Origin of the sequence: Rhizobium sp. SU303, from assembly GCF_021052345.1 — a bacterium.
Lineage (GTDB): Bacteria > Pseudomonadota > Alphaproteobacteria > Rhizobiales > Rhizobiaceae > Rhizobium > Rhizobium laguerreae.
This window is the reverse complement of the sequence record NZ_CP088095.1, coordinates 1,642,121-1,654,507: the sequence shown is the minus strand read 5'-3', so window position 1 is coordinate 1,654,507 and position 12,387 is coordinate 1,642,121. Positions and strand designations below refer to the sequence as shown.

Below are 12,387 nucleotides of genomic sequence, written 5' to 3'. Positions count from 1 at the left end.
CGCCCTCATCGAGTACGACAAGCATACTGCAGCCACGCTCGGCTGGAACCGCCCTGATTGGACAGTCATCAAGGAGGATCTCCGAAGGCCAAGGATAAGCGTCGTATCAATCAGGCACGGGCACCCAGATGCCCGACTCTCGGTCTCCGAAAGCTCTCGCCCGCCCACCCGTGACGCAGGCTCCCACCCAGGCACAAACGACTGCGTCGATGGCGTCCTCGAATGCCTTCAATTCGTGCCCCCGTGCATCTCGAGACGGCAAAGGCAACGCTCCCCCGATGCCTTGGATCTTGACATCCAGCAGCATGAGAATCGTAACCGGTGTTCTGTCTCCACATTGTCCTTCTCCGCCTGATCTGTGATCGAGGTTTTCATGGATGAAGAACGGGAGTTTCTCCATGGAGACCTCATTGGAGTTTCTCACAACCAGGAAGCCTGGACGTGAGGTTCACCGACATTGGCCTGATGAGATCAAGGCGAAGATTGTTTCGGAAAGTTTGCGGCCTGGTACGACGGTCAATGAAGTTGCGCAACGCTATGGATTGCGAGCCAACAGCCTTTCCACCTGGCGGACGATGGCTCGGCAGGGCAAGCTGATCCTGCCAGCACCGGAGGATGCGGTAGAGTTCGCGGCGGTGATCGTTGATCCGCCAGTTTCCGTGCCTCCGCCGAAAGCGATTGGTCGCCCCGAGATCGTCGTAGGCACTGTTACGATCCGCTTGGAGGAAGGTGCGTCCGCGTCCCGGATCGCTGCCATCGCCCGCGCCCTGGCGGCGACAATATGATCTTTCCATCGAACCGCGTTCGGATCATGGTGGCCACCAAACCCGTGGATTTCCGCAAGGGTCATGACGGATTGGCGGCGCTGGTGAAGAACGAGTTGCACAAGGACCCGTTCACCGGAACGGTCTTTGTGTTCCGGTCACGTAAGACGGACCGGTTGAAGCTGATCTACTGGGATGGCTCTGGGATCGTCATGGCCTACAAAAGGCTGGAAGAGCACACGTTCACCTGGCCCGGCATCAAGGATGGCCTGATGACGCTGACACATGCCCAGTTCGAGGCCCTGTTTGCAGGCCTTGATTGGCGGCGAGTTCATGCCGTCCAAACGAGAACACCGGAGGCCATCGAATAGCTGCGGCACGATGACTCAGCACGGCAAATTCCACAGGCAAGTCGGCTCAGGATTTGATAGTTTTCGCCCATGCTGGATGCCGCCGACCTTCCCGATGATGTTGCCGCCCTGAAGGCGATGCTGATTGCGGCGCGGCTGAGCGAGGCAGGTAAAGACGCCCAGATTGGCCGCAAGGATGAGCGGATCGAACGGCTTGAGAAGCTGGTCGCCGCCTTCAAACAGGCAGCCTTCGGGAGAAAGTCCGAGAAGACTGATCCCGACCAATTCGATCTGGCACTGGAGGACCTGGAAACGGCGATGGCAGCGATCCATGCCGAGGATGAGGCGGACGGTCCTCCTGGAAACAGGATCAGCAAGCCCCGCGCGACAAATCGTGGCTCCCTTCCAAGGCATCTTCCCCGTGTTGAAGAGGTCATCGAACCAGCAAGCCTGATCTGCGCCTGCGGCGGTTGTCTGCATTGCATCGGCGAGGATGTCTCCGAGCGGCTGGACGTGGTCCCGGCGCAGTTCCGCGTCATTGTTACCCGTCGCCCCAAATATGCCTGCCGCGCCTGCACTGACGGTGTCGTTCAGGCTCCAGCTCCAGCGCGGCTGATCCAGGCAGGACTGCCGACGGAAGCGACCGTCGCCCATGTGCTGGTTTCCAAATATGCCGATCACCTTCCGTTGTATCGGCAGGCCCAGATCATGAGCCGCCAAGGCATCGATTTGGATCGCTCAACGCTTGCCGACTGGGTCGGCCGGGCTGCGTTCGAATTGCGTCCCGTCTTCGATGCGCTGGTTGCCGACCTGAAGCGCTCGACCAAGCTGTTCATGGATGAGACCCGTGTACCGGTTCTCGATCCCGGCTCCCGCAAGACCAAGACCGGATACTTCTGGGCGCTGGCACGAGATGATCGTACTTGGGGCGGTGGTGCTCCGCCGGGCGTCGCCTTCACCTACGCTCCCGGTCGAGGAGGCATTCATGCCGAACGGATATTGCAGGGCTTCTCCGGCATCCTGCAGGTCGATGGCTATGCCGGATACAACAGGCTGATCGCGCCAGAGCGTGTTGGGTCCGACATTCGGCTTGCCTATTGCTGGGCGCATGCCCGCCGCAAGCTGGTGGAGATCACCCGCAACGGCTCAGCACCGATTGCCGAGGACGGCGTCAAACAGATCGGTGAACTGTATCGCATCGAGGCCGAACTGCGCGGCCGTGATCCGCAGGCTCGTCTCGCTGGACGGCAGGAGCGGTCAGCGCCGCTGGTCGCCGACATGCAAACCTGGCTTGTCCATCACCGCGCCCATGTCTCAACTAAGTCCCCACTCGGCGAAGCCTTGGCCTACATTGCCAAATACTGGGATGGTCTGAAGCTCTTCCTGACCGACGGCCGCATCGAGATCGACAACAACGCCGTCGAGCGGACCATCCGGCCGATTGCCCTCAATCGCAAGAACGCGCTCTTCGCGGGTCATGATACAGGTGCCGAGAACTGGGCGACAATCGCCTCGCTCATTGAGACTTGCAAGCTCAATGCCGTCGATCCGCAGGCCTACCTGACCGCCACGCTCACCGCCATCGTCAGTGGCCACAAGCAGAGCCGGATCGAGGAACTCTTGCCTTGGAAAGCGCCAAGACGCTGACACACAGAAGAGTCGTCGCGAAAGTCTAAGGGTTCACACCGCTTCGGCCAATGATGTCGACCCTCTGGCAAGTTCCAGTTGCTGGTACAATGTCAAGCTTATCTCCGACTTTAAAACCGTCACGAGGCGTGCCGATCTCAAACTGGTGCCTGCAAGCAATTGCCTCCCCCATGGGCGCAGTCCTTGAGAAAGATAGGTCTGCCATCGTTACGATTGTCGTCCCGCGACGATTCACTTCTTCGTCCCAAACGGCTTCGACCGTTGCGACGGACCGCTCAAAATTCTGGAGCCGCCACAGATAAAAACCAAGGATAGCCACGCAGGCAACTAACCCGATCAATGCAAACACGATCCTCATCACCGCGAGTTCTCGTGTCACCTTCGCATCGTATTTCCTTCTAAGCATCGCTATCCGCCCTCATACGCCTGCAACTATGAAGGGATGGCGCGATCTCTGCAACGGACGAACGGATTCGGTGGTGTGATGGAAACACCGGTTACTGAGAATCCGCCTCCAGGTTTCGAAGAGGTTTTGCCGCCGGACAGCGGGGCTTTCGTCCGGCCAGTACTTCCGCCTCTTGGAATGCTTGTACGGCATTCGGAGGAGATCATGTTGTCCGACGCACGGCGGCCGATGATCGGGGTCAGTGACAGAGGCATGTCGATGGCAACAACGTCGACTGACGCGCCAAGCTTTTCGTGCGCTGCCGCGAGCAACGACGGCGCGTCCGGAAGCGATCCTCGATGGCGAACAACAGTATCCGCATCTTTCCCATCTCGGGCGAACGCAGCGGCTTCGAGGAGCCGCCAGCCGGAGCCACGATCGACAATCAAGGCAACACCGCTCGGTTCGCGCTCCGTCCAAGCGGCGTCAATGCCAAGAACCGCTCTCAACCTCGTTTCCCTCCTCACTTCGGCCAGAACTCACAATCACTTCCGCAGGTAGCTCTTCTGCCCTCCGTCGGTCATGCAGTACCGACCTCCCCTGGGACCTGTGCAATATGCTCCGGATCGGCAGGAGCAATCTGCGCCGACAGTAGGCGCCATCTGCGGGGAACCGCCGCCCAGCAGGCCGACGGCTCCTCTCATATACACTGAACATGATCGCTTGCTCGCGGAGACCGACCCATCGTTGCAAATGAACGTGTCACCCTGACATCCCGCGATACCGCCCTTCCTGCCACTGCAGGGAGTGTTCGCAGCTTGTGCCGCCACCGCTGTCGATAGCAAGATGGCTGCGGTGCCCAAGAACAAGCGCGTGCTGTAAGCTCCGTTCAACGCGTCCTCCACTTCAGCACCTCTTCGGAGGCGAAGTACTGATCGAGGACGCTAGCGACCTTGTTGAGCTTGGTGTCCGGCGGAACGAGATCGATGTCTCGGACCATGTCGTAGATCCAGTCGCCCGTCGTTGGTGAGATCATGTCCTCCGCCGTGGTGAGTGTCATAAAATCACCCTTGCCCCCGAAGCTGGCGAAGAGCTCTTCAATGGATCCGGCAGCCTTGTAGAAGGTTTTCAGATCGGAAGGATCCGGTGCGAATAGGCACCACACGAAATTCTTTCCGTCTGAGGTCTTCGCGATGGGCAGGTAGGCCACCCAAGTCTTGATCGTCCCCTGTCTGAATGGACGTGTGCCGAAGGCGATCTTGTCCTCCCCATTCTCGAGAAGCTGAGATCCCTCGATGAATTCGTTGGTTGTCGCCTTGGCTATCGAGAATCCTTCAACGCTGCTGCGCCGCTTCAGATGGTAGAAGCGGTTCACGCATCCGTTCACGATCATCGATCGTGTGATGCCGGGCTTGTCTCGCATTTGATACGAACGGTCTTCGTAATCGATACCCAGGAAGCGTACGCTGTCGGCATCGTCCGCAACGAAGAGCTCGTCTTTTGTCGGCGCCAACAGTTTCGGCAGTTCTGCAGGAACGACGTACAGTCTGTCAGCGATCGCGACCAGCCTGGATATCCCCAGCACGGCTGATCGATAGGCATCGGCGACGACGGAGGCGTCATAGTCCTCGCTGGGAACAGCAAGATACGGCGCATGGAACCCGAGTACGGCTCCGGGTTCTAGCGACCGCTCGGGAAGCTGGTCTGGGAGCGGATCGTCTTCGCCGACGGGGTTCGGATCCTTTGGCAGGGCCGTCCCACCGAGGAAGGCAATGCCACAAGCGGACAAGCACTGGTTACCCGAACGGACAACTGTGGCCAAACCTCGTCGGCGGAACGCGAGCGCGAGATCAAGCCCGTCGTGGTAGGAGCCCCCCGGACTATTGAGTGACACGACAATCCTTCGCCAGGGATCTTGGGCGTGAGTGATACCGGACGACTGAAGAGCCGCATCAAGTCGCTGCACGTCGCCCTGCTCGATGTCACCCCGCATTCGGAAGCGTGCCTCCGCTATCGGGCCGTTCTTGAGGCCTTCGAACGAGAAGTCGGCCGATGCTGCGGGAACCGAAAGGAGCGACGCCAAGGCCAGTACGCCCGTCGAGAGCCGCCCAAGCTTCATTTCGCAATGTCCGGGCAGAGCTGCTCGAAGATGGTGAGGGCGACCCCGTATCCGGACGCGGACGAGCCGTCGAGAATTTCGCCGGACTTCATATCCCGGACGGCATAATCTGCCATGCTGTCCGTAGACTTCATCGGCCCTTCGAACGCGTATGATTGGCCATACATGTCCGTCCAGGTACGCTTCCAGCAATTTCCCGTGACACGATCGCCGACCTTGACCTCGGCCATCGTGCGCTTCACGCATGCCATGGAATTGTCCATCTCGTACCCCACGCAGTAGGCCTTTGCATCCTTCGGCGTGTGCTTGACCACGATCACCGCGTTTGCGGTGCCGATCCCCGTCTTCGAGACGGTCGTCAGTTGCATCCCCGCCCGAGATCCATAGTAGATCGAATGATCCTCGGCGGCGAGGGCTGGGAGAGCGGCAGCTCCAACGACGACTGAGCAAGCAAGGGCGAGATGTCGAAATGAAAAATTCATGGCAGTCCTCTCATGATGTCAGTCGCAGCAGACCTTGCGGACGTAGGTATTTCCGAAGGTCACCATGGCATCCTTCGCGATGAGCCCGTGCGTCTTGAGAGCGTTTGACAGGTCCTTCGCTTCCTGCTCGCCGTAGACGTCATGCAGTGTCACGGCGATCCAGCCGTTCGCAGCTAGGTGTGCCGCGAGCGGGACCGACGCGGCTTTGATGAACGAGCGGGCGTCTTCGAGTGTCCGGAAGGATTTGACCTGCACGAAGCGTCCGTCACCAGCAGGTTCCTCGAATTCGTTCACCCGCACCCAGGAATAGTGCATGTAGCCGCTGGATCCTCCGACGGCGACGCGATACCAGTCGCCTAGTAGTTCAGTGACCTCCACGGGACTTCCGTTTGGCGCCTGTCCGATCGTCTTCGCATCGCCGTCGGCCGCAGATCTGATCGGCGCTATCCCCTTGGGATGACGCACGAAGCCGCTCCGGGCTCGGGGAACTTCGAGTGACGCGTCATCGGTGGCCGCATTGTCCGCCGGCAGGTTGACAGAGCTTGCGGGAGGCTGGGTTTGGATAGAATTCGGCGACTCCGGGGTGATGGCTACTCGCGCGTCTGGCTTTGGATAGCATAGGATCTGGAAAACCGACGGCGTAACGCGATCAGCAAGATCGGCTGTCGATAGGGCTGTCGGATTCTCAGTCATATCAGCGGCTTGATCGACGAGGCTCTGAGACTGCATAAATAACTCGGCGACCGACGCGCGGATCGCGAAGTTCACGTTCTGAGCAGTGATACCGATCTCATCTGCAGTCTTCTTGGATAGCGTCGCGCTCGTGATGCCGACAAGGTATCCGTTCCGGTCCACTACAGGGCCTCCTGAGTTGCCCGGCTGGATTGGTGTCGAGATCTGGATGTATCTGGTGTCGTTGCGGATCCCCGCGAGAGCATTCACGTTGCCTGTGGTGATCTTCACGGAATCCGCGAGCAGCGTGGCCAGAGGGTATCCCACTGCAACGATGTCCTCGCCGAGCCTCGTTGGAGACTTTCGGAATGCAAGTGGCTTTAGTGGCTCGTCGGCCGCGATCTTCACGACGGCCAGATCATTGATCCTATCGATGCGGGGATCGGCGGCATCGCCCTTCCCCTTCACCTCGATCCGCCCGCAATCCTGAACCACATGGGCGTTCGTCAGGATCCACCCGTCGGTGGTCACCGCAAATCCCGTTCCCGAGGAACTGGGCTCGTCGGCAAGGCAGTGTGAAGCGATGGCCATGGACAGGCCCGCGGCAACGAATACTCGGCAAGTGACAAACATTTGAATTCCCCAGGCGGTCGAAAGCTAAAGCCATCGAGGCATGGATTTCAACTTCTTCTTGCAAGATTGCTTAATTGTCAGCGTACTGTGTCACCCGCCTGCATCACGGGAGAACCCCCTTCGGGAATGAGCGCAGGTTACCTCACACCGAACTAAACCTCTCTCGGTGCCGCGCAACATACGCCGGATGAGGCCACAACCTGCCATCCGCAGGCAAATGGATTCGATCCATCTGCTTCGCAAACAGTGTCCGCGGCACCAGCGGCACCTCGTTGTGCGATACGAGGATCCGGTAATCGCCGCTCAGCGAGATCAAATGCTTGTCGAAGAGCCGAGCGCGATACCGTTCTGCACCACGTCCGGTTCACCGTCGGTCACCGTTCGGCGGTACCGTCAGATCATTCTTCTCCTGGCGAACGCCTCAGGTTTCAACACCCGACATTCAGGTCTTTAGTGACCAGGACATCTGAAGTGATCAGTCCGGATCAATCATCTGACCGCAGTTTGTGCACCGCGTGCCATTCCAACTGGTCGGACCGCAATTCGGACAGTCCCAACTAGGATCGAGCCGATCGCCCTTGGGCCGCATCCCGACAATCCCTGTGCGCCCTCGGATCATGTATCGCAGGTCGTCTTCGCTAACGATGGTCATACCGGGGCCGAACTCCAATGGCCTGCCCTTCTGCTCCGGCTCTCGGTTCTCCTCGTGATGACGATAGAAGAGCTGCTCGAGTTTCCTCCTGTATTTGTCCGGTAGTTTCCCACTGACCAAGGCTTCTGTGATCCGGGCAGTGGCGATGCCAATGGCTCGATCAGTGAGATACCTCTCGTGAACTTCGGCGGCGCGTGCTGCCTTTTCAGCGGCGCGTTCGAGCCTGATTTGGATGACTGGGGTTGCCTTGAAGACCCTATTTCCCTTTGAGCCATTGCACCTCCGGCAAGCGGGCATCCAGTTGGCCCACGAATTGACTGCAAAGTTCTCCCCAAGGCCGAAACCTTCCAGGATTGCTTGAAGGGCATCGGATCCTTCCAGAGATTCCGGAATGATGTGATCAACCTCGCAGGTGTTGTACGAAACTGGTTCCTCGCACAGCCAGCATCGCTCGCTATGCACGGTCCAAACTGCATAGCGTTCGGCGTCGGTGAAGTTGCGTTTTGCGGGCTGGGACATTCGTGACTGCGGGTGAAGAATTGACCGCAATCTAGGACCATTTCTCCTAAGTTGGCAATGGGTTCGAATGCACACCAAAGGCGATCCCTGCAGCCGGAGGAGAAACGCGCTAGGGATCGTCCTTTCAATGCTGCCCTCGCACGAAGCAACAAGCTCTCGATTTCGCCCGCGGTCAGGCGGTCGACTTCATTCGCCGCCCTTACGAGTTCTGCGACGAACCCCGGGACGCTACTCGTCTCCGCAGTTATCGTCATCATCCCTCGAATTCAGCGCCGGGCAGCCAACCGCGCGTATAGCCTTTGCTGATGCATGCCCGAGCGATTGCGAGCTGTTCGCACAGCCGTTCACGATCCTTGAGCAGAGCATCGATGGTTGCACGCGGATCCCCTCCGTGCCAGGCCAAAGCTGCGTCGACGGGGTTGGATTCCGGTGTCACATGACGTTCAGCAAGCATGTCGGATCTCGTCAGTTCAGGAAGAGCATGCTCGGAGACAATGTTGCGGCAGCGATGCGGCCTATGCAACGGCACGACAGCGCGAGCACCGAAAAGCTAGACACCAGAGCGAGTCGTAGCAAGGATTCGTTGAACGCTTAGCAGATCACAAGATGCGGCGTGTCCTGAGGCTTGAATTCCCCTTCCTGCCGGAGCAAAGTTGAGGACGGGGGAAAATCGATGAAAACGCTGATAATGCTTGCAGTCGGAATGGTGGCGTTCGATGCCGTCGCCACAGACTATCCTACCAATGGCATGCTCTATAACCAGCAGGAGGATTCCTCGCTGACGTATAGCTGCAAGCTTCAGGCGGGCCAGCAGCGTCTCCGGTGCGAGTTCCTCCAGACGGCCGTTCGCAAGAAGGCGAAGGCAGCCGATCTGGAAAAGAAGCTTGACGAAGCTCGCAAGAACTATCCGGGTGCTGTGAAGGAATTCTCCGATCCCAAGGAATGCAACATGATGGGCGCGTGGCTCGGCATGGCCACCGGTCAGATTTCCATTGATGACGCCCTCGCCCGCAATCCTGGAATCGCGACGGATGCCGCGAAGTTTAAGGAAGGCATGGTCCGTCTGCGAGAAGACGCGAAGGCGAACCCCAGTATGCTCGACACGCTCCGCGCTCTCGCAGGCATGTGCGATCATCCGACCGAGGAGAACTTCCTGAAGATCACCAGGGCCGACCACGCGAAGGATCTTCGGACCTGCCAGGTCAGCTCGAACCCGTTCACGCAGGAGTTCGTCTGGGTCTCCGACTTCGCGAATGGTGGTGCTTGGGTCGTATCATCCCAGCCCGAAGGTCCATGCGGTGTCGTCCAACTCTCTCGTATCGAGAAGGACCAGTCCGATACCTCGGGCATGTTCTGGCGGTACATCGCTCGGAAAGCGGCGACCAATCCATCCGGTACCGTGTTGCCTGGAATGAGCTGCTCGGCAATCGACCAAGGGGAATATGTCTACGATTGGAAGAAGACGCGGTCGGATCACATGCAGTGCGAATTCGTCGAGTTCAGCCCGATCTGATTTGGCCTGTCAATGCACTGAGCTCGAAGATGGCGCGTTTACGCGCGTGGCGGCCAGCCCGACGTAAGTGCCGATCAGAACGGTCGCCATCTCCTCTACCGAGCGACAGCCCTCGTTGTAGAGTTCGATGGCGGCATCACACAAAAACGAGGACGCTTGATCGTCCCATTCCACCTCGTAGTACCGATACCATTCACGGACCGCCTTCGACATCAGCAGGTGGTCTTCCTGTATGCACTTGGACATGCGTTACCCCAGACATGGAGGCGGCAGGCCTGCGTGGCTATGACTGCTTCGTTACGACACAGCGGCGTCGCCATGATCCAGACTAGGAAAGACAGGACATCCACGGGGATCTGCCTCGTCCGTGGCCGGGGCAACGCCGCTCGGCTGCCTAACGGCGACCAATCTCGGCCTCGACCTTCTTCCGTGAGTTTCCAGCGCTCTTCACGGCCTTCTTGACGGCATCTTTCGAGACGCCTTCCTTCGTTGCTTCGTACTTGACCTCGTGATCCTGGCCGCCTGCCACGCGGGCTCGATCCTGTGCGCGGCCGCGGGATGTCGGTGTCTGTGCCATCGGGCTTCTCCTTCGAATGAACGTCCGTAGTAGAAACTCACAACGATTCCGGTGGTTCCCGGGAGATAGTGGATGATGATGCTGCACTTGAAGCGGCTGCGGAATTCCCTAAGCGGTGCCCGACATTGTGCTGGAGGAAGGTGGTCGCTATGGCTCTCGACCTGAACATATCTCCACCGCTTTCCACCACTGTCGGGCGCAATTCGACCAGCGGAGACGGCGGAATCAATTTGAGAGAGAAATTCCGTAAAGTATTGAAAAATGATTCGTTTTGTGTCGGAACGAATCACCCTGACACGTCTTTGAGTCGCGTATTAGTGATTCGGAGAAATTTGTCATGCCGTCAGGACAGCGTGCACAGTGGAAAGGCTTTCTGAAGTTCGGTGAGGTAAGCTGCGGCGTCGCTCTCTACACGGCAGCCTCGACCAGCGAGCGCATCACCTTCAACACCATCAACAAGGCCACGGGCAATCGCGTCAACCGCATCTTCATAGACAGCGAGACCGAGGATCCGGTGCCGAAGGAAGCCCAGACCAAGGGCTTCGAGATCGAGAACGGCCAGTACATCATCATCGATCCTGAGGAAGTTTCCGCCGCGATCCCTGAGAGCAACAAGACGCTCGAGATTGAGGCGTTCATCCCGTGCTCCGACGTCGACGACGTCTACTTCGACAAGCCCTACTACCTCACGCCCGACAAGATGGGCGGAGACGCGTTCGCGGCTCTCCGCGATGCGATGAAGAAGTCAATGGTCGCGGCCATCGCCCGCACCGTCCTATTCCGTCGAATGCGTACGGTGCTGATACGGCCCCACGGCAAGGGCCTGATCGCCAGCACGCTCAACTACGACTACGAGGTTCGTTCCTCCGAGAAGGCCTTCGAGGAGATGCCCAAGCTCAAGATCCAGGGCGAGATGCTCGATCTCGCCAAGCACATCATCAGCACCAAGAAGGGCGAGTTCGATCCGGCGACCTTCGACGACCGCTACGAAGCCGCCCTCGCGGATCTGGTGAAGGCGAAGCTGGAAGGCAAGTCGCTTCCGAAGCCGAAGAAGGTGCAGGTCTCGAAGCCCAACGATCTGCTGGCCGCGCTCCGCGAGAGCGCAGGCATGATGAAGACCGCTGCGGACCAACCGAAACGCACTGCCGCCAACGCTAACACCGGCACTGGGAGGCAGCGCGCCGCGCGCGGGGCGGCAGCGAAGTCCGCCGCTTCAAAGGCTGCCCCGCAGCGCAAAGCCAGCTAGGGAGATAGGCCATGGCTCCGAAATATTACTGGAAAGGCTATCTCAAACTCTCCCTGGTCACGTGCCCCGTGGCGATGACCCCGGCCACGAGCGAAAGCGAGAAGGTCCGCTTCCATACACTCAACAAGGAGACGGGCAACCGCGTCGTCTCCCGGTACATCGATTCAGTCACGGGCAAGCCCGTCAAGGACGAGAACGAAGCCAAGGGATATGCCCGCGGCGAGAACGACTACGTTATCCTCACCGAGGACGATCTGGATGCCGTTGCGCTCGATACGGTGAAGACGATCGACATCGACAAGTTCGTCCCGGCCGACAGCATCGAGTGGATCTACCTTGAGAAGCCGCATTACCTGATGCCGGACGACGCCGTCGGCAACGAGGCATTTGCGGTGATCAGGGATGCCATGAAGGCCGACAAGGTTTTCGGCGTGTCGAAGCTCGTGATGGGCCGCCGAGAGCGGGCGGTCGTCCTGGAACCGCGCGGCGAGGGCATCGTGCTCTGGACGCTGCGTTTCGGCGACGAGGTTCGACCGGAGGAGAATTACTTCGAGGAAATCGACGAGAAAGCAGATCCGGATCTCATTCCGCTCGTCCAGAAGCTCATCAAGCAGAAGACCGCGCGCTGGTCGCCGGACATGGTCAGCGATCCCATTCAGACCAGCCTGCTGAAGCTCATCGATGAGAAGAAAAAGGCGTTGAAACCGAAAAAAACGGCGAAGGGGAAAGCTGCCGAAGCTGCTCCGAAGTCGAATGTGTTCAACATCATGGATGCGCTCCGGAAGAGCGTCGAGGCCGATCTCAAAGGCAGGAAGTCCGGGTAGTCAC

The 12,387-nt window shown here is 59.0% G+C and carries 13 protein-coding genes; 6 read left to right on the top strand and 7 right to left on the bottom strand.

Going from position 1 to position 12,387, the window contains the following annotated elements; all coding sequences use genetic code 11:
• Window positions 1-398 precede the first annotated feature (398 nt).
• From tnpA to tnpC, 3 genes are all read left to right on the top strand, one after another.
• A complete protein-coding gene (gene tnpA / locus RlegSU303_RS08225) occupies window positions 399-785 on the top strand; it encodes an IS66-like element accessory protein TnpA (protein WP_231283601.1) in 387 nt (128 codons plus the stop codon).
• The gene (gene tnpB, locus RlegSU303_RS08220; RefSeq protein WP_222356307.1) at window positions 782-1,135 is read left to right on the top strand and encodes an IS66 family insertion sequence element accessory protein TnpB; all 354 of its coding nucleotides are present in this window, start codon (window positions 782-784) and stop codon (window positions 1,133-1,135) included. The genes tnpA and tnpB overlap by 4 nt, the downstream gene beginning before the upstream one ends.
• Before the next feature lie 69 nt (window positions 1,136-1,204).
• Window positions 1,205-2,761: an IS66 family transposase gene (tnpC, locus tag RlegSU303_RS08215; RefSeq protein WP_231283600.1), complete on the top strand. Its 1,557-nt coding sequence runs from the start codon at window positions 1,205-1,207 to the stop codon at window positions 2,759-2,761.
• Between the two features lie 1,274 nt (window positions 2,762-4,035).
• Here the strand turns inward: tnpC and RlegSU303_RS08210 are convergent.
• From RlegSU303_RS08210 to RlegSU303_RS08190, 5 genes are all read right to left on the bottom strand, one after another.
• On the bottom strand, window positions 4,036-5,265 hold the full coding sequence (locus tag RlegSU303_RS08210; protein ID WP_168276301.1) for a COG3904 family protein: 1,230 nt from the start codon (window positions 5,263-5,265) through the stop codon (window positions 4,036-4,038).
• Window positions 5,262-5,747, bottom strand: a complete 486-nt coding sequence (locus tag RlegSU303_RS08205) for a hypothetical protein (RefSeq protein WP_168276302.1) — start codon at window positions 5,745-5,747, stop codon at window positions 5,262-5,264. Before RlegSU303_RS08205 ends, RlegSU303_RS08210 begins: the two co-directional genes overlap by 4 nt.
• Window positions 5,748-5,765: 18 nt before the next feature.
• Window positions 5,766-7,052 carry a trypsin-like peptidase domain-containing protein gene (locus tag RlegSU303_RS08200; RefSeq protein ID WP_168276304.1) on the bottom strand — a complete coding sequence of 429 codons (1,287 nt, stop codon included), beginning with the start codon at window positions 7,050-7,052 and terminating at the stop codon, window positions 5,766-5,768.
• A gap of 475 nt (window positions 7,053-7,527) precedes the next feature.
• Window positions 7,528-8,223, bottom strand: a complete 696-nt coding sequence (locus RlegSU303_RS08195) for an HNH endonuclease (RefSeq protein WP_168276306.1) — start codon at window positions 8,221-8,223, stop codon at window positions 7,528-7,530.
• A gap of 253 nt (window positions 8,224-8,476) precedes the next feature.
• Window positions 8,477-8,677: a dehydrogenase gene (locus tag RlegSU303_RS08190; protein ID WP_168276308.1), complete on the bottom strand. Its 201-nt coding sequence runs from the start codon at window positions 8,675-8,677 to the stop codon at window positions 8,477-8,479.
• 249 nt (window positions 8,678-8,926) lie between these two features.
• Here RlegSU303_RS08190 and RlegSU303_RS08185 point away from each other — a divergent pair, with 249 nt between their 5' ends.
• Window positions 8,927-9,736: a hypothetical protein gene (locus RlegSU303_RS08185; RefSeq protein ID WP_231283637.1), complete on the top strand. Its 810-nt coding sequence runs from the start codon at window positions 8,927-8,929 to the stop codon at window positions 9,734-9,736.
• Between the two features lie 9 nt (window positions 9,737-9,745).
• Here RlegSU303_RS08185 and RlegSU303_RS08180 read toward each other — a convergent pair whose 3' ends face one another.
• Together RlegSU303_RS08180 and RlegSU303_RS08175 are read right to left on the bottom strand one after the other, a co-directional pair.
• Window positions 9,746-9,982, bottom strand: a complete 237-nt coding sequence (locus tag RlegSU303_RS08180; RefSeq protein WP_131645326.1) for a hypothetical protein — start codon at window positions 9,980-9,982, stop codon at window positions 9,746-9,748.
• A gap of 148 nt (window positions 9,983-10,130) precedes the next feature.
• On the bottom strand, window positions 10,131-10,313 hold the full coding sequence (locus tag RlegSU303_RS08175) for a DUF3606 domain-containing protein (protein ID WP_077988735.1): 183 nt from the start codon (window positions 10,311-10,313) through the stop codon (window positions 10,131-10,133).
• Between the two features lie 337 nt (window positions 10,314-10,650).
• On the opposite strand from RlegSU303_RS08175, the gene ku (RlegSU303_RS08170) reads away from it, so the two are divergent.
• A complete protein-coding gene (gene ku, locus RlegSU303_RS08170) occupies window positions 10,651-11,559 on the top strand; it encodes a non-homologous end joining protein Ku (RefSeq protein WP_168276312.1) in 909 nt (302 codons plus the stop codon).
• An 11-nt stretch (window positions 11,560-11,570) separates the two neighbouring features.
• A complete protein-coding gene (gene ku, locus RlegSU303_RS08165; RefSeq protein WP_131720434.1) occupies window positions 11,571-12,383 on the top strand; it encodes a non-homologous end joining protein Ku in 813 nt (270 codons plus the stop codon).
• Window positions 12,384-12,387: the final 4 nt, after the last annotated feature.